Source organism: Peribacillus sp. YIM B13482, assembly GCF_042787975.1.
Lineage (GTDB): Bacteria > Bacillota > Bacilli > Bacillales > DSM-1321 > Peribacillus > Peribacillus simplex_A.
Map to the genome: position 1 here is coordinate 22615 of NZ_JBHZPF010000021.1, position 18656 is coordinate 41270.

Below are 18656 nucleotides of genomic sequence, written 5' to 3' on the forward strand. Positions count from 1 at the left end.
AGCTAAGTTAATTGATTCATTTTTTCTGAAAATTCAGAAATACATTGACTGTGATGTATAACCCCTCTAAAATAATCTAAATAATCCAGTTTTTTACTTATATTCCTAACCAGCGATTTTGTTCATTCAATGTAAGTGCTTTATTTATGACACCATTTTTGAGTAAAACTATGCATTAAAGGAGCATTATCCATGAAAAAAAGTCGAGTTCTTTTCGCTAGTTTAGCCGGTTCCGTTATCGAGTGGTATGATTTTTATTTATACGGGACAGCAACGGGCTTAGTTTTTACAACTCTATTCTTCCCCAATCATGATCCTGCCATTTCACTTCTTCTCGCCTTTGTCACTTTCGGGGCAGGTTACGCAGCCCGTCCAATCGGGAGCATCCTCTTCGGTCATATGGGTGATCGCATCGGCCGGAAGGCAGCACTCATGTTTACACTAATTGGCATGGGCGGGAGTTCAATGCTTATCGGTGTTCTGCCCACTTATGCCCAGGTTGGTTTGGCGGCACCCGCTATCTTGGTGGTGCTGAGGTTGATTCAAGGAATTTCCCTGGGAGGTGAATGGGGCGGAGCCATCCTATTGGCAACGGAATCTGCTCCAAAGGGTGTCCGTGGGTTATATGGATCCATTCCCCAACTAGGGGTACCCATCGGTTTAGTTGCCGGTTCGTTCAGCCTAATCCTTATAAGTTCCTTGACAACCGATGCCCAATTTTTAGCTTGGGGTTGGCGAATTCCTTTCCTTTTAAGCGGTGTACTGATTGCATTGGCAATCTGGGTAAGGAGTGGAATTGAGGAAACGACGGAGTTCCAGCAACAGAAAGTTAGCGGTAATCTTGCAAAAGTCCCCATTATTGAAACGTTGAAGCACGATTGGAGAAGTGTACTGCAAGTAATCGGACTAAAAATTGGGGACGGGTTCTTCAATGTATTCATCATGTCCTATGTTCTCGTCTTTACTACAATGTATTTTGGTTATTCACGAGATTCAGCCTTGACAGCTTTAACGGTTGGCTGTGCTACAATGCTAGTTACCATTCCAGTCATTGGTTACATTTCTGATTTTATCGGTCGAAAAATTATTTATTTTGGGGGCCTGATTCTCCTTTTCATCTTGGCTATCCCATATTTCACAATGATTGGGCAAGGGGTAGGCTGGTTCTATTTTATGCAGGCAATTGTGCTCGGAGTCGTCTGGGGAGCCATTTTTTCTACACAAGGAACATTATTCTCAGAGCTCTTTCCAGCAAAGGTCCGTTATACCGGATTATCCGTCGGATATCAGGTCGCGGCAGCCATTGCAGGTTTCGGTCCCCTCATCTGGACCACCATGGCGGAATCATATGGACCATCCCCTTTGGTATTTGGCGGATTCATGATGACAGGCCTCATAATCTCCCTAGCACTCTGTCTGCTATTACCGCATTCCAGTAGAATGATCGAAACGGATCAAACTCTTAAACCCAATGAGCTGGATTTGAACTGATTCTAAAATCCTTGGCATAAATAAAAACAAAGGCTGCATGTCCTATCACTTGGACAAGCGGCCTCTGTTTTTTAGAACGCAGATAACTCTCTAAACTTGCTTACTTCCTATAATCCCTAAAAGATCAGTCAGCTTCCGGATTTCATAGGTTGGCTTGATTCCTAGATTATTATCCTTTTGATGGGGATTGTACCAGCAGGTGTCCATTCCATAATTCAATCCACCCTGTATATCTGATGTCAAGGAGTCACCCACTATCAATGCTTTCGATTTATCTGTGATCTTTAACTTGGAAAATGCATAATCAAAAATCCCTTTATCAGGCTTCTGAAACCCAGCCTCTTGGGAAGCTATCAAATGCTCAAAAGTATGGCTAAGAGGAGAACCCCCGATTCTTGCTGTCTGCACTGACGTAAAGCCATTTGTTATAATAGCCAGCCGGCATCCTTTAAGCTTCTCGCAAACCTCTACAGCCCCTGGCATTAGATGTATTTCCTTTCCCAAATATCCCAGATACGCACGGCTGAATGAATCCGCATGGATATTAAGACCATGCTTAAGGAATAACCGCTTAAACCTTTCCACTCCCAGTTCAGTTAAATCAATAAGTCCCTGTTCCAGATCTCTCCATAATCCTCTACTGATTTCTTGATAGCCTACCACATAATCCTTTGCCCCTGTGGGCAAACCGTACTCCAAAAAGGCTTCATGCAGTGCCTTTTTTTCCGATATTCTAAAGTCTAGCAATGTATCATCAACATCAAATAGGATAATCTCGTATTTCATCGCTGCCTCCATAATCATTTTAGTCCAACTTAACACATTTCCTTTAAATACGTATTACTTATGTAGATTCATGATAAAGATATACTACAAACTTCGATAAAGCACTTGATGAAACGAAACGAATATTGATCAGGAAATCTTACCAAACATACAAATCATCAAGGAAAGTCGCGAAGGACCTCTCTATCAATCAAACGAAAGCTTCGGCATTGATCCGGGAGTACTGTTGGAATTTAATGAATAAATAGGTATCATGAAAAGGACAATATTTGTCTTACCTTAAACAAGTCCATTTGCCCCCAACCGAAACATGCTGGTTATTCGTTGCTAGTGATCGATAGTGAATGGTAAACACTTATATTCCAATTCATATTTCACTTAGCTATTAAATTCAGGTACGAACAGAAAATAAGAGACTTCCCCTTTGCGGGCAAGTCTCTTATTTTTATGAAGATCCAACTATTTTATCACCTCTCGGCTTTGTACTATTTGAATCTGGTTCTTTTGTGATGCCAATTTGATTGAATTGATCATTAATGGACAGTTTGTATGTCAACGATCCTGTGCCTGCTTCATCAGGCTTGAAGGTTCCTGCATTTGTCCGTTTTCCATCTTTCAGCAACCATACCTGATACACCTCGGACTCTTGAAGGCTAGGCAAATTCTGAATCTGAACGATTAACCTTCTTTCTTCACCTTGCTGCAAAATATATGCAGCACCATCCGTATTCATCCTTATAGCCGTCTTATCAGCAGGCTGCAAAGATAGTGACGTTTTAACCTCCATTGGCAGATTGATGGCTGCAAGTTCTTTTTTTAGTTGAATATTGGAATACAACAGCACAAATGACAAAACTAGAGTGACCAGCAAGATACCTGAAGTTACAGGTGTAAACTGCTTAAGGAAAAAACTACTCCATTTCTTTTCCTTTGTCACCGGAACTTCATCATCAGTCTCAAAGACAAAATTCATAACCTCTGATTTCATGGAAGAAGAAGGTTCGATTTCTTCGAAATCCCATTTCAATGAATTCCAGGCTTCCGTCATTTGTTCATACTCCCTAGTGCATTCAGAGCAGTGAATTAAGTGTTCCGTGAATGCCTTTTTTTCTTTTTCCCCCAGTTCACCCGATAAAAATGAAAGCAGGTTAGCGCATTTTGTATTCATTTACAAACCACCTACTTCCAAATGCTTTTTCAACAATTTAAGCGACTGATGAAGTCTGCTCTTGATGGTACCAACCGGTTCATTTTCAATTTTGGCAATTTCCGTTAACGAGTACCCTTTCCAATACAGTAAATCAATCAGCCTTTTTTGCGGCTTGCTTAACTTACTTTTTGCATTGGCAATTTCACTGTGTAATAGCCCATTTTCTATATCATTATTCGGATCTTCTATGTCAATTGGATGACTCATGTCCATGTGTTTGTTATTCCGGATATGAACACTGTCTTTACGGACATAATCGACACACACATTTCGTGTAACCGTCAAAAGCCAGCTTAAAAAGTGCCCCTTTTCGGAATTGTAGCTGCTTTTTGTGGTCCAGAGCTTTAAAAAGACCAACTGCACAATCTCCTTAGTTTTTTCAGCATTTCCATTTGTGAATTTAAAAATAAAACCATAGATTAATTTAATATGCCGGTCATAAAGTTCTTCAAGGGCAGGACGATGCTTTTTCATTACTAATGCCATCAATTCCTTATCAAGTTTTTCTTTCAATCGCACCTGCAACTCCTCACCATGTAAATTTGGAAAACGAACAACAGGAACGACCACCAGTGATCGTCCCTTTTTTTCTTATTTTGGAAAAACCGTCTCATTATTTACAATATACCAAACATTTTTCACTCCTTCACCATTGACATCTCCCGCTGCCTTATCATTCACAAAATAGTAGAGTGGAAATCCTTTGTACGTTACCTGTTCTTCTCCTGTATCTTCCCTTTTAATGGTTCCAAAGTTTTTTTCCTCAAATCCTTTTGGAACAGCAAAATCCCTTTCCATGAACGGCGGCCATTTCTCCAGACATTCATCCGCGCAATTGCTTTTACCGGATTTATCATTCTTGAAAAAATAAAGTGTCATTCCCTTGGAATCAGCCAAGTATTCGCCTGTTGTTTCACTTTCCAATAATTTTAGGGTTACTGCTTTTTCATCGGCAGTACCACTAACAACTTGATCCTTTTTGGGTGAATCATCAGCTTCATTTCCACACGCCGTCAAAACTAGGACCATCATAAAAACTGAAAATACCAACCACTTTTTCATATACTCTCACTCCTCATAATTTTTACTTCCATCCCCATTTTTGAAATACTTGATGGGATTCTTCCGTTTTAAGATAGTCAATGAATTGTTTTGCTTTTTTCTTGTTTTCGCTCTTACTTGTTATGCTTACCGGAGTTCCCCTATATAGCTTGTCTTCCTCAGGGAGTTGAACCAGGTCTGTCACATCCGATAGACGGTAATGCCAGGATTCATATGTTATCCAAGCATCGAATTTAGAATTTACCTTCCATAGCTCGATAGCTTCTGCACTGGACTTCACTGAAATGGCAATATTCCTGCTAATTCCAGGAATAAGTCCTTTTCTTCCCGCCAAATCTTCCCATAGCCCCAGTTGCCCGGCTCCATTAACATCCACAATCTTTACGCCCTTCTTCGTTAAATCCTCCAATGACTGTATATTCTTTGGGTTTCCTCTTCTAACCAGAATTCCAGCTGCCCTCGAGTACAATTCAGTACGGCTTTTTTCATTAATGATACCTGGATGGTTAAGCATGAAATCAGTTAGCATATACTCGGAACCTCCGTAAATGATATCGGCATCTTGCTTGGCTTGATCAATCCATTTTTCTTCGGGTCCCGCTGTTACCTCAACTTTTATTCCCGTTTCTTTGGTGAATTGCTTCGCTACTTCCTTGATTGGTCCAAGAGGGCCACCTGGACCGTATACTTTTACGACATCGTTGACTGCTTGCCCCGGTTTCGAATTCATTTCCGGTGAAAATCCTACAAGGACTAACATCAATGATATCCACCCAACAAAAATGACCTTTTTCTTCACTTCTTTCTTCTCTCCTTTCTAAAAAAAACTTTGTACTATAGATAACGGGACAAACCTCAAAACGGTTTGAAAAAGATTGTTAATTATTTTTAACTTGCTGCAAAGTACATCTGATGATCTCCAGTTTTTAAGTTTTTCACTCAACAAAAAAACCATTCGAAAACGGAATGGTTGCAGACTGTAGACAAACTCCATAATGATTGAGTCTTTCTATAATTTTTATAAGATTTTTAAAATTTTGCCGTTGATTGGAACATAGAGCCCTCGGCGCCATGCGCCTGCGGGTTCTCCCATGGAAGCGCTTTTCTAAGCAGGAGTCTCGAACCTTTCGTTCCAATCAACTTTGTTTTAACATTAAGATAGAGCTCCTTTTGCCTATTTTCTTGCCCATACTTTTTTCAATCATCTTAAATCAAAGAATTGGAAGAAAAGGTTAGCTTGAATTGCTTCCCTTTTTCTGTATTTTTCTTTTCCCAATCACAGCAATCACCAACAATAACAGAGGTATAATCGTTTGCATCAAAACTCCTTGATAAGGGAAGGCGATGATATCATATCGACTGACATCCATAGAGCTAGGATACGACCAAAAGCTGAATTCTACAATCAAAATCCCTATTGGCCATACAACCGGACGATAGCCGGAGAGATTCAGCCACTGGGCAGTACCCAATACAGCCGCATAATAAAATACGGAAATTTTGATTAACGCTCCTACTATCCATATGGCCATGACGGCTGACTCCAAATGTTCAAAAAAGTCGCCGATGCTGATGTATCGAGTTACATTCATCAGGGGATAAACCTTGGTGGCTGTTGTTGACCCGAGTACGAAAAGAACCGTAAGATTCACCACAATTAACGTCATCATCACGGCAAAAACAGTCATCATCCCGGATTTCATTCCTTTTTTCATATCAGCTACAAAAGGGAGGAGAAAAATGATCAGGAAAAACTCGCTGAACCATCCCCCCGGTACAATTGAACCCTTGATTGGAGGCATAATTCCATTTCCCAATACCGGGAATATATTCTTAAATTCAAGATCTGGGCCCAGTAGGACAATTAAAATGAGGATTGGAAAGATAAAAACAGGAACCAACAATTGGGCAGCTCTCCCCATCACCTCTATCCCTCCGCGTACCATAAAGGCACAGAGGAGTACCATCGATGCCATGATCACGCTAATCGGGGTTTTGACCAGAAAAGAGTCGACAATAAATTCTCCGTAACTTCTTAGGATTTGCCCTGTTATCGGGATATAAAAAAACAAGAATAAAAAACCGAGAATTTTCCCAGGAATCCGACCTATGATATGTTCACTGAATTGGATAACCGTTTGTTTCGGATAAAGTTTGTGCAGTTTATAAGTGATATATACCGTCGCATACCCGATGAGAGACGCCAAAATGGGGGAAAGCCATAAATCAGTTTTGGCATATTTCGCTGTGATGCTTGGAACACCGAGAATAGCCGTTGCCACAATCGTTGGATACATCAAGAATGCCATCTGTAGTGATGAAATTTTACCTTTCTCCATCATCTTCCTCCTTTCTGTGATGGTATGTAAATTTGGAATCACGTAGCCCACTGATAGATTTACTTTTTCATAAACTCTTCAAACGGCTAAAAAAAGAGATGCAATCCATTCAGTTAGTCCTGCCCTCTGCGCGAGTACGAACATAGATAGCACCTTTTTGATAGGATATTTAGCATAAAAAATGCCCAGTCAGCTGGTTTCGGTTCCTTTACGCTTTCTTTTCCTTACAACAGCTATCACCAATAATAAAAGCGGAATGATCGTCTGCATTAAAATTCCTTGAAAAGGGAAGACGTTGGTATCATTACGACTGACATCCATAGAGCTAGGAAACGACCAAAAACCGAATTCCACTATCAAAATCCCTATCGGCCATACAACAGGCCGATAGTCGGAGAGATTCAGCCACTGCGCTGTACCTAAAGCAGATACATAATAAAAAACGGAAATTTTCACAAACGCCCCCACTATCCATACCGCCATGACGGCGGACTCTACATGTTCAAAAAAGTCGGCCAAACTGATGTATCGAGATACATTCATCAAGGGGTAAAGTTTTGTGGATGTGGTTGACCCAAGTACAAATAGAACCATAAGATTCACCACAATTAACGTCATCATCACGGTAAAAACAGTCATCATCCCTGATTTCATCCCTTTTTTCATATCTGCCAAGAAAGGGAAAAGAAAAATGATCAGGAAAAACTCGCTGAACCATCCACCCGGTACAATCGCACCCTTGATTGGGGGCATTATACCATCCCCCAATACCGGGAATATATTCTTAAATTCGAGATCAGGAATCAGCAAGAGGATTAAGACAAAGATTGGAAAAATGAAAACAGGTACAAACAATTCAGCAGCTCTCCCCAACACTTCTATTCCCCCGCGTACGATGAACGCACACAGAATCACCATCGATATCATGATCACACTAATCGGGGTACGTACCAGAAAAGAGCCGACAACAAATTCTGCGTAGGATCTAAGGATTAGCCCCGTGTTCTGGATATAAAAAAGCAAGAGTAAAAAACCGAAAATTTTCCCCAGAATCCGACCAATGATCTTTTCAGTGAATTGGATCACCGTTTGTTTTGGATAAAGTTGGTGCAGTTTATAAGCGATATACACCGTCAGATACCCTATAAGCGCAGCAAAAATGGGGGAAATCCATAAATCAGTTTTGGCATATTTCGCTGTGATGCTTGGAACACCGAGAATAGCCGTTGCCACAATCGCCGGATACAACATGAATGCCATCTGCAGAGATGAAATTTTCCCTTTCTCCATCTGCTTCCTCCTTTCTTAATAGAATGAAATTAATCCCGCAACACCCACTAATAGACTCACTTTTCCATAAACTCTGCAAATGGCCTGAAAAGAGTCTCCACCCATTGAGTGGGCCCTGACATCTGTGGGAGATTGAACATGGACAGAACCAAGCCAGTGAGGAGCAGTGTAACAAATGCCACTTTATCTTTTTTAGGATTTTTTTTCATTTTCGGCCATTCATACAAAATGATTAGAATTACAATCACGGTTGTACACAAAAAAGTCCCCCATCTCACTTGTCCTTCACCTCATTTTCAGACAAACCTGCCGGTTTGATAATATAGCCCTGTCTTCGAATATAGGCCATAACATCGATTTCCACTTCCATTTCCGCGAATACCTCATCCCAGTGGTTTTTGACCTTATTAAACTGTTTAGGATATTTCCTATAGAAATCTTTACCTAACCCTAAAATGTCCGATTTCTTATGCTGAGTATTCAGAAAAGCCAGCTCGATGCGTTTTTCTATATCTTTTTGAAAGGCTCGTTCTGCCATTTTTAAAGATTTTGGACTTGAAAGGTCTAAATTCGTTCCATTTTGTATAACAGCTCCTTCTGTATTTACCTTCACCAACAATTTCCATTTGTCATTGATAATTTGCGGAATGATCTTGACTTTGGCTGTCACTGGATTTAAAGAAATCTCCCCTTTCACACCTTTTGGTTGTAATGTCACGGTATATGATTCTATTTCATCCCTTAACCACAATAGCCCTCTAGTTTCCTTTTCAGTCATCGTTCCAGTCATTTTATCTTTTTTGAACACGGCTGATCCGACAATGTAAGGAATCCCCTGTAATTTCGTTTGCCCTTTCCCTGGAGGTAATATTTTAATGAATGGAATTACGGCCGCTTGAGGCGTACCCGTTAACATTTCATCTAAATCCTGTAGTGTGACCAGCATCCCGATATGTAAATCAGATAGTTCTCTAAGCACTTCCCCTGAATAGTTTTCCAGGGGCGGCAAAGATTCAAGGATAGGCTTTGCTTTCCCTTTGCTTACATACACATTTGCTTTCTCTCTTGGCTGCGGATGGCGCAGCAAAAAATCCAGCTGCTCTTGAACTCCTTCCTTCGCTAACTTTTCACCGAATACAAATACTTTACAATGTCCCCAAAATACTTTTCGCGGAAGCTTGCTTTGAAGCCTAGACAATGCATCTGAAATATTGGAGCCTTTTTCAGATCTCACCAATGTCGTAACCGCACCCCCTCCTTGACTGGACCCTCCTTGACCTCCTCCGCTACTTATTGAACTTGGAATAAAGATTTGGACTGATAGTTCGATTTGATTATCATCCTTCTTATCGATGGCGGCGGCTGTGACAACCGCCAAATCAGTGATTTCCACTCGATCCCAACAACCGCTTAGAAAAGGGGTCGTTCCACAAATACCGAGCAAAAGAAGGACGCTTTTCATGAAATGACGCCTTTTTCCTTTCTCCAATATCCTTTTTCGCCTCCAGCTATTATTCACTCCGTTTCACTCCCCCTTTTTGGATTTGGTTTCAGTTCCGGGGCTTGACGGTATACATTAGAATCCCCTGTGAGACGCGGGCGTGAATCCATCATCCACCAAGGGGCTCTCCACAGCACATCTTTCAGCTCTTTACCTTTTAACGGTGCCAGTGGCGCCAAGTATGGAACGCCAAAGGAACGTAAGCTGCATAAGTGAATTACTATGGCGATGATCCCCATCATGATGCCAAGCAGTCCTAAGGTACCGGCAAGCAGCATCATTGGAAAACGCAGCATCCGGAAAGCAATTCCGGCAATATAACGAGGCATCATAAAAGAAGCGATCCCCGTAATTGCAACCACAATGACCATTGGCGCTGAAACCAAGCCCGCTTGTACGGAAGCTTGACCAATCACTAGCGCTCCAACAATGCTGACGGCAGAACCTACCTGCTTCGGCAATCGAACCCCTGCCTCTCTTAGTGCTTCAAACGTAATTTCCATAGCCAATGCCTCTACTATTGCAGGAAAAGGGACCGATTCCCGTGATGCTGCTACGCTTAGCAGGAGGGCGGTTGGGACCGCCTCATGATGGAACGTCAAAATGGCAACATAAAGTGAAGGAAGCAAAAGAGATAATCCCATAAAAAAATAACGCAACCAACGGATAAAAGTGCCTGCCATAAAACGTTGAGCATAATCCTCTTGTGATTGAATCAAAGAAAAGAAGGATATTGGTGCAATTAAAGTAAAAGGGGTCCCTTCTACAAGAATGACAGCTCGTCCCTCCAGCAAACTAGAACAGGCTACATCCGGCCGTTCTGTCGACATGATCTGAGGGAAAGGTGAAAACGGATTGTCCTCAATCATTTCCTCGATGTACTCGCTTTCTAAAATACCGTCTATTTTAATTCGTTCCAACCGAGTTGTAATCTCCTCAATCAGTGTTTTATCCGCAAGTCCATCAATATAAGCAATTGAAACATTCGTCCTGGTAAGAGTTCCGATCTTCATCGATTGTATTTTAAGGGCAGGACTTTTAATAATGCGTCGCAATTGGGACGTATTTACCTCTAGCGATTCAATAAATCCCTCTCGCGACCCCCTAACTCCACTCTCTGCCACAGGTTCTTCAATCGCTCGCTTTTCCCATTTGGACAATCCTAAAGAAAATCCATCGCTTCCCCCTTCATATAGAAGGATCGGGTTTCCAGAGGAAATCGATTCAATGCAATTTGCCAGCATACTCACTTTTACCACTTTAGGAACGGGCAATTTATGTTCAATAAAATCATTTAATGGTTGTGATTCTTTTGATGACTCCTGCATGAGTGGAGATAGCACATATTGCTCTATCGCCTCTATGTCTGAGAGTCCCGCAATGTAAATGAGCATCGCCCGCGTTTTTCCGAAAAGTAAGAACGAGCGAAACATGACATCCGAGCAATTATCATAAACAGAACGAAGTGTTTCTACATTTTGACTGAAATTCGCATCAAGTGAATCTGCAGGCTTGGAATCTAGGTAATCATTTTGCACCAGGGATTTTTTTTCTTTCTTTTTTCTTAACAATTTGCCAACATTACGAATCAAGCTGGTTACCCCCATTTTTTTGCAGGTCGCTCTAACTCCATTTTTCTATGTTTCTTCATTAAGGGTATTTTATACAGAAAATCCTGATTCCAGCATGAACTTATATTTAGAAGAATTAAAAAGCTATGTTATAAGCTGATATTGAATAAACCGTAAACTCTTGTGATATCCTGTTTGTAATTAATGACTAAGGGGTATATCAAAAACCGAGACTACATATTAGTGAAAAATACTGTCTCTGTTTAAGTATGGATTTTGACCAAGATATGCAAGACCATAAAGAAGATACTTTTTAAAGGATGGATATTCGCTTTAAAATACCTCTGCATTTTTATCTTTTTATAGTAGTTTCATGGACACTCAGAGTAAAACATTAGAAGATAGGGGGATTCTATGTCATTCTTAATCGCTTTGCTCGGATTATTGGTTGCCACAATAATTGCAACCATCTTGAATGCCATATGGCCTCGTATTCCGCTTCCAATATATCAGATAGTCATGGGAGCAGTGCTTTCATTATTGCCATTTCAATTATCGTTGGATTTTCATTCAGAATTATTCATGATCTGTGTCATTGCTCCGCTGCTCTTTACAGAAGGAAAAAATACGTCCCGTAAAGAAATGCTTGAATTGCGTAAGCCTATTCTGTTATTGGCCTTTGGGTTAGTATTCGTGACCGTTTTTGCAGGAGGTTTTTTCATCCACTGGGTAATACCCGATATGCCCATGGCTGTTGCTTTTGCTTTAGCAGCCACGATTACCCCTACGGATGCCGTAGCGGTACAATCGATTACAAAAGGATTGAAATTGCCCGGAAATATGATGCCCATCCTTGAAGGTGAATCACTTTTCAATGATGCTGCTGGAATCGTTGCTTTTAAAGTTGCCTTGGCAGCTGCCTTAACTGGAGTATTTTCTATAAAAGATGCTTCGCTTAATTTTATATTCGTAGCTTTAGGGGGTATCTTTATAGGTATCCTATTAGGTTATTTAATCGTTAAATTACGATTATTTTTACGGGTTCATGGACTTGAAGAAGTCTCCATGTCCATTGTTATTGAACTGATTACGCCTTTTGCCATATATATGGTAGCTGAAGAATTCCATGTATCCGGCATCTTGGCAGTGGTTGCTGCAGGTGTAATTCATGGCATCGAGCGGGACCGCCTTCAGAGTTCCACAACTAAATTGCAAATTGTATCAACTAATACATGGTCTGTATTAGGTTATGTTTTGAATGGACTTGTATTTGCCTTGTTAGGATTCATGTTGCCGATTGTTTATCAGGAAATTGAGTCCGGCTTAAATAGGGGTAATCTTTTTGGGATAAGTGTTTTGATTGTTCTTTTATTATTGGTGATCCGTTTTATTTGGGTATACATTCTGCATGATACTTTTACGAAAAACAGAGTGAATCCATTAGAGCAATTCATCATGTCAAGGGTTCATCCAGAAGATAGCCATGACACCGATGAGGAGAATGTTTCAAGATCACGATTTGCCTTCTTGACATCCGTTAGCGGCATTCATGGAACCATTACATTAGCTACAGCTTTATCCATACCATATTTTATGCCGGATGACACTTTATTCCCGATGCGTAATACTGTCTTGTTTATCGCAGCTTGCGTTATATTGTTAAGCGTCATATTGGCTACGGTTCTCTTGCCATTACTGGTGAAGACACCGATTGAATTCAAAGATGAACGCCTAACCCCTGAGGAGGCTTATAAAATTGTTTTAAATAAAACGATCAATCAGCTGAGCAAAGAAGCAACCATCGATAATCAGAAAGCTGTCCATCAAGTGATGGAAGATTTAAATGATCAACTGATAGATTTGGAGCGGGGAATAACAAATAGACCGGATAATCGAACCATACTGGAATTAGTGGAGCTAGGGGCCAATGAGGAATTGGAAGTCGTTTCTGGATTAGTCGAAAAAGGGATTATATCTGAAACAGCCTTTGAGCTTTATAAAGTGTATATTTCAAGAACGTTAAATTATATGCAAAAATCATCATTGCAAAGAGCTTGGATTAATTTGCAGGCAATCCTTTTCAAGAAAAAGCTCAATGTCAAATGGGATAAGAAATGGAAAGCGAAATTAGAGAACTCCATCGTTAAAAATGCTGACCTGATCCGGGAGTTCCGTAAAGCACAAAAAGAAGCTTCAAAGGAAGCTATTTCATTGATCAAACAACAAACTACAACTGAGAACCGTCATGAAGTCATGCTTGTCATTCAAAGATATAATCGTTATTTGAGTCCATTCGGAACATTAAGTGAAAAAGAAGCAAATCGCTTTAAAGAGATGGTGAGTCATTTTCAGTTGAATGCGATGCAAATCGAACGTGATATCATTCAGCAAATGGTTGAAGAGGAGCAAATATCCATGCAAACAGCGACTGAGCTTAGACAAAACTTAATCTATGATGAAATGTTAATGATACAAAATTGATAAATTATAAAGAGGCACCGATACAGCAGGAAGCGGTGTCTCTTTAGTAAATAAACATTTAATCTAATTGAACAATCCATTGTGTCCTCTCAATTTCTTCTTTTATCAATTCCGTTGAAAGATGCCCCGGATCAGCTTAACTCATCCAAGGTTGAAAATCACTAAGTAGGAAAATCGCACAAACTGATTACCTGGAAGACATGCTGCTTTCTTCTTTCCTGCCAACAAAACACGGTCTTTTCTTATCCTTAAAGCGCTCCATCTGTTCCTGCACTTCTGATTCCATTCATGGTTATGGATATGCTTGAAATGGATACTCAGATACACTAAATAACCGTCCAACTAGTTGGACGGCCCTTTGCAAAATCTTAATTCCCTTTTGAATGCGTTCATATTAATTAGCTTATTTAATGGCCTTTTCCAAGAGTTCGATCACTCTTTGCTTATAAAAGTACTTGGCATCACCACGGCGACAACCTCGCCTCGGGCGCAAAGTTTATCGATGGCAAAAACCTCTGTTTCGATTCTCCATTTCTTAGGATGAATTTCATGAACCGTCCCAACTGCCATTAATGGCACATCATTTGGGGTTGGCTTTACGAACTCCACTTTCAGTGAAGCTGTCACGAACCTGGGAGGCTCCACTCCATCTCCAGCTTCATGACCATTTTTACGATGCAATGCAATAGCAGCGGAACCTGTTCCATGACAATCAATTAAAGATGCAATCAAGCCGCCATAAACAAACCCTGGAATTGCGATATGCTCTGGACGTGGTGTATAAATTGTCCTTGTTTGCTCGCCTTGCCAACCCGTTCGAAAATGATGACCATCTTTGTTTAAGCGACCACATCCATAACACCATGCAAATGCATCTGGATAATCATCTTGAATCGCTTTTAGCACATTCTCCTCCATCAACTCTCCCCCTTTTTCAGAATATTATAACATCATTAAAGGATAATCGGTCTATTTGGATAATTGCTGAAAGATAGTTTTTTTGTCATTCCATGAATCTTTATTAAGCTTACGTCCAAGTTTTAATTTTCATGCAATAGTAAACTGACGCAGCTTTATATATACTGTGGAAATCGACAACATACATAAAAAGTTTGCAAGGATTCCTTGCTCCTTTACTCGATATAAATGCAAAGGCCCCTGTATGCTTGCAGCATTCAGGAGCTTTCCTTTGACTAATATATGTTAAGAAGTGTCTGCCATTGCATTTTTAAAAGTTAAGCCTTTTTCTTAAATCCCAATACTTAAATGTCATTTTACCCATTTTCGACTTCGAAAGTGAATCGTATTTACGTCCAAGTGTCAGGTTTTGTTTTTCTAACTTGGTAATTTTTTTAAGTTGAGCTTCGTTCAGTTTTTTTAATTGCTTTACTTGTTTAACAAATTCTTTATTTTTCACTTTCAAATCATTGTTTTTATTTTCAACAATGATCAGGTCTTTTATTGGAATTTCCATGTCTTTTGCTTTTAATTTAGGAGTGCCATTGGTTTCATATCCTATAGTTTTTAGATATGGCAAGTTATTTTGAAAATCTTGTTCAAAGCTTCCAATACTTTTATGGATTTGGAGGAAGGTAAAACACCCTGCTTTTTCTGCTGAAATGATTTGACCATACCCTGATAGTTTAAAAAGTTTTTCGCCCCGTTTTACTTCTTCAGGTATGTTTTTCACTATATAGGTAAAAACTTCCTCAACATTAAAATCTGCCGGCAATTTTTTTATCTGATTTGATGGTACATGCTTATTCAGTTCATCAAAGTCATCTTCATCAATATAAAAATACACATTTCCGCTTTGATTTACATAATCAGTTATACGTCTACTCCATAATAGCCCTTGCAATTTTTTTAATGCTTCCGAAAACAAAAACTGCCTGCTAACTTGATACATTCGTTTTGCCGCAAACTCATATATATCCTTATTGCATAAAGCTAATTTGACTGCGTTACGGAAATCCTTCTCTGTAACAGCATATAACGGGTAATCTTCGCCAAAAAGCTTTATATGCATTTTTGTTGGATTCATTATTACAGCCTTTCTTAATATTCCATACTCCAATAACTTTGTAGACAGTTCCAGACTGCTGTCCATTTCCTCACTTCTCCAGGTTATCCCAATATCACCGTTCACTATTAACTGTTGGGCATTCTCCCTTGTCAATGCCCCATACCATGTAAGCCCTTCTGTATTTTTAAGCAGGTATTCCGCTTCTTCCTTAAACTGTGAATCACCTTTAACCCATTTGAATTTATCCCCTGCGATATCAAGTGAAAGATTCGGAATCTCGCGTTTTAATTCTTTAAAGGCAGTAATGATAGGAATGGTCTTCCAATCAGGGTCGAACTTGCCTGTATACACAAGTTTGTGTTTTAAACGGGTCTCCCCTCCTGCTGATTCAACATTTGGTATCATCGGGGTAAGCAGGGAAACTTTGTTTTTGTCTTTATTCAAATTAAGAATCTCAATTACAAATTCGCACATTTCCTCTGTTTGACATAAGAAATACGCACATTGATCATATATATTTTTAATGCTCTCAAATTTTTCTTCATTAACATCCTGACCTATATGAGTCAAGCCTGTAGCATAAACTAATGTATTCTTTATGATATGCTTATGTTTTACTATTTTTTCAACAGTCTCAATACTTCTAACAAATAGCCAATCATATTCCTTTTGACTCCAATAATGAGAAATGAGCATTTCAGCTATATCAAAATCAATGACCCCTTTTTTTACCCATTCAGCATCGGTGGCAGTAAAAAAAGGATCAACAAAAGGATTTTTAATGGTTATATTATCAAATTTCTCAAGAGGTTGAATCAAGATATCGCGTTTGACCGGGCTTGCTAATAGTAAATCAACCTCGATGTTAGAGTCTAACGCAATGGTCGATGCTAAGGAAGATAAAAATACTGCAGATCCATCCATTGAATTCATGTCAATAAAGCCAAATAGAAGTACCTTCAATTTTCCTTTTTCCACTAGTTCATATGAATTCAAAGTTTTCACTCCAATGACTGAAATCTGATATGAAAATTTTATTTTTTTATTTGTTCTTTAATAGATGATTTAAGTGCAAGATATTTTAACGTGAATTTCCCTGCATATGTAACGTTGAATTTGTGTTCTAATAACTTAAGTCTCCGTATCTCTTTGTTAAGTTTAATATTTTCTTTTTGGGCTACCTTACTTTTTTCTAATTCTACTCGCAACATATTATTTTCTTTTGTAACGTTCTCAATAATGTTTTGTTTTTCCGTGTTATTGCTCTCTATGAGCTCCAATGTCATCGACATCATGTCTTTCATTTGCAATTCAAGTTCTTCATACATAGTTTTCCAATATTCGTTTCGTCCGTCCATATTGAAAAAACTCCCCTCCATTAACCTTGGATAAGCTCCAATTCTCTTTTAATAACAACATCTACGGCGCATTTATCCCGAATCGACTGCGATGCTTGTTTTGACACTCTTAAAAATACGTCCGAGTTGTAATATAAACGCTCTATTGCATCCGCAATATCGATAGGGGACTCAGGTTTTGTAAGAAGGCCAGAAACGTCGTGTTTAACGAATTCCGGAATTGCCGTGATATCTGTTGAAATCGGCACTAGCCCACTGGACATGGCCTCGCACATTGAAACACCTTGAGAGTCCAAACGGGTTGGGCAAAGGAAAATTCCATACTCCTTATGTAATGCAGCGATTCGCTCTTGAGATATGAAGCCTTTATGGATAGTTACATTCTCAAAATTCCGGATTGGCTCAACGGTTTGGTCGAACAATTTTCCATCACCATAAAAAGCAAATTCCAACTTATCGAAGCATGGTCTCTTTGATAGTTCCAGCACTGCTTTCACCGATAAATCATTTGCATATTTTCGTGAAGCGTATGGCCTGATTGAAAGGACTTTTGTCCGCATTTCAACTGGTTTTTCTACAAAGGCGAACAGATTGTCATCTATTACATTGGGAATGATTACAGAATTTTTCGAGTCCGCTCTCGCGTCACATTCCGCTATATGTTCTTTGAACCATTTGGAAATATGAACAAAGGTAGTATCCAATTCATTCGTTTGATAAAACCAATTCATAAAAGTAAGCTGTTCTACATAATAGTCGTCCGACATTTCAAGTATCTTCCGTAAGCTTTCAGGGCTTTCAAGAAAATTAAACCATCTTCTATGCCATGCCTCGGTTTCAAATCCATGTATCCATGTGATAATCGGTAATTCTGAGCTTGTTTCTTTTATCGCTTGTACCATTTTTGGATTAACAAAATGAATGAGTGCTTTTTTATGTACTTTATGATTTAAGAAAATGCGCAGATGCTGTTCAGTTCCTCGATAAACTGGCACATCTTCATACGTATACTTTTCTGCTTTTTTATAGGCAGGATGCAAAACAAAGACATCAACCTTCAAACCCTCATCCAGATAAGCCTTGACTCTTCGATGGATGAACCCATTCCGATATAACTGCTCTTCATGTGGATAAGCATTCGTAATGATCATATATCTATCTTTTTCACTAAATGTAAGCTCATTTAGATTTATAGATTGCTCCATTTTTGTTCACTCCTACTAGTCAGTCATCTCCAATCAGCCTGCTTACTCATCTGCAAATGAAAGATTTTTAGAAGACTCTTTTCCAATATCTTTTTAAAACCGTTAATCGATTATACCAAGCATGTATTACTGAATATTGACATCAATATAAGAAATCTGTAAATAAAAGTAAAGTTTTCATGAACTTTTATATGTTTTTGTAAAGGAAACATTGTAAACCAGCAAAAATAAAGAAGAACGATTCATTTACCAGAATCGTCCCTCATACATATAAACTATTGTATTTTTTGTGATTACAGTAGGTAGTATTCTGAAGCTATCAATGAGGAAATCACT

16 protein-coding genes and 1 pseudogene are annotated in these 18656 nt (G+C 39.3%); 3 read left to right on the plus strand and 14 right to left on the minus strand.

What is annotated here, in order from left to right:
* Positions 1-192 precede the first annotated feature (192 nt).
* Positions 193-1491, plus strand: a complete 1299-nt coding sequence (locus tag ACFX4L_RS12080; RefSeq protein ID WP_377384247.1) for an MFS transporter — start codon at positions 193-195, stop codon at positions 1489-1491.
* 90 nt (positions 1492-1581) lie between these two features.
* Here the strand turns inward: ACFX4L_RS12080 and ACFX4L_RS12085 are convergent, their stop codons facing one another.
* Positions 1582-2277, minus strand: coding sequence for a YjjG family noncanonical pyrimidine nucleotidase (locus tag ACFX4L_RS12085; protein WP_284471682.1), 696 nt, complete (start codon positions 2275-2277; stop codon positions 1582-1584).
* A gap of 116 nt (positions 2278-2393) precedes the next feature.
* Here ACFX4L_RS12085 and ACFX4L_RS12090 point away from each other — a divergent pair.
* Positions 2394-2525, plus strand: a pseudogene (locus ACFX4L_RS12090) (hypothetical protein); the annotation flags it as partial.
* A gap of 197 nt (positions 2526-2722) precedes the next feature.
* Here ACFX4L_RS12090 and ACFX4L_RS12095 read toward each other — a convergent pair.
* The 9 genes from ACFX4L_RS12095 to ACFX4L_RS12135 form a co-directional block, all read right to left on the minus strand.
* Positions 2723-3445, minus strand: a complete 723-nt coding sequence (locus ACFX4L_RS12095; RefSeq protein ID WP_377384249.1) for an anti-sigma factor domain-containing protein — start codon at positions 3443-3445, stop codon at positions 2723-2725.
* Positions 3446-4000 (minus strand): RNA polymerase sigma factor, encoded by a 555-nt coding sequence (locus ACFX4L_RS12100; protein ID WP_061465967.1) that lies wholly within the window; start codon positions 3998-4000, stop codon positions 3446-3448. It abuts the gene before it with no gap.
* Positions 4001-4078: 78 nt separating this feature from the next.
* A complete protein-coding gene (locus ACFX4L_RS12105) occupies positions 4079-4549 on the minus strand; it encodes a COG4315 family predicted lipoprotein (RefSeq protein ID WP_377384252.1) in 471 nt (156 codons plus the stop codon).
* A 22-nt stretch (positions 4550-4571) separates the two neighbouring features.
* The gene (locus ACFX4L_RS12110) at positions 4572-5348 is read right to left on the minus strand and encodes an extracellular solute-binding protein (RefSeq protein WP_377405264.1); all 777 of its coding nucleotides are present in this window, start codon (positions 5346-5348) and stop codon (positions 4572-4574) included.
* Positions 5349-5781: 433 nt separating this feature from the next.
* On the minus strand, positions 5782-6888 hold the full coding sequence (locus tag ACFX4L_RS12115) for a GerAB/ArcD/ProY family transporter (protein WP_377384257.1): 1107 nt from the start codon (positions 6886-6888) through the stop codon (positions 5782-5784).
* 189 nt (positions 6889-7077) lie between these two features.
* A complete protein-coding gene (locus tag ACFX4L_RS12120; RefSeq protein ID WP_377384260.1) occupies positions 7078-8178 on the minus strand; it encodes a GerAB/ArcD/ProY family transporter in 1101 nt (366 codons plus the stop codon).
* 56 nt (positions 8179-8234) lie between these two features.
* On the minus strand, positions 8235-8438 hold the full coding sequence (locus tag ACFX4L_RS12125; RefSeq protein WP_250211754.1) for a hypothetical protein: 204 nt from the start codon (positions 8436-8438) through the stop codon (positions 8235-8237).
* Positions 8439-8452: 14 nt separating this feature from the next.
* Positions 8453-9697 carry a Ger(x)C family spore germination protein gene (locus ACFX4L_RS12130; protein WP_377384263.1) on the minus strand — a complete coding sequence of 415 codons (1245 nt, stop codon included), beginning with the start codon at positions 9695-9697 and terminating at the stop codon, positions 8453-8455.
* A complete protein-coding gene (locus ACFX4L_RS12135) occupies positions 9694-11286 on the minus strand; it encodes a spore germination protein (protein WP_377384265.1) in 1593 nt (530 codons plus the stop codon). Before ACFX4L_RS12135 ends, ACFX4L_RS12130 begins: the two co-directional genes overlap by 4 nt.
* A gap of 378 nt (positions 11287-11664) precedes the next feature.
* On the opposite strand from ACFX4L_RS12135, the gene ACFX4L_RS12140 reads away from it, so the two are divergent.
* Entirely contained in the window at positions 11665-13731 is a 2067-nt protein-coding gene (locus ACFX4L_RS12140; protein ID WP_377384268.1) for a Na+/H+ antiporter, read from the plus strand.
* A 432-nt stretch (positions 13732-14163) separates the two neighbouring features.
* Here the strand turns inward: ACFX4L_RS12140 and ACFX4L_RS12145 are convergent, their stop codons facing one another.
* From ACFX4L_RS12145 to ACFX4L_RS12160, 4 genes are all read right to left on the minus strand, one after another.
* Positions 14164-14649 carry a PaaI family thioesterase gene (locus ACFX4L_RS12145; protein WP_284471691.1) on the minus strand — a complete coding sequence of 162 codons (486 nt, stop codon included), beginning with the start codon at positions 14647-14649 and terminating at the stop codon, positions 14164-14166.
* A gap of 310 nt (positions 14650-14959) precedes the next feature.
* A complete protein-coding gene (locus ACFX4L_RS12150) occupies positions 14960-16753 on the minus strand; it encodes a glycosyltransferase family protein (protein WP_377384273.1) in 1794 nt (597 codons plus the stop codon).
* A 38-nt stretch (positions 16754-16791) separates the two neighbouring features.
* Positions 16792-17115: a hypothetical protein gene (locus ACFX4L_RS12155; protein WP_284471693.1), complete on the minus strand. Its 324-nt coding sequence runs from the start codon at positions 17113-17115 to the stop codon at positions 16792-16794.
* A 20-nt stretch (positions 17116-17135) separates the two neighbouring features.
* The gene (locus ACFX4L_RS12160) at positions 17136-18320 is read right to left on the minus strand and encodes a glycosyltransferase family 4 protein (protein ID WP_377384276.1); all 1185 of its coding nucleotides are present in this window, start codon (positions 18318-18320) and stop codon (positions 17136-17138) included.
* Positions 18321-18656: the final 336 nt, after the last annotated feature.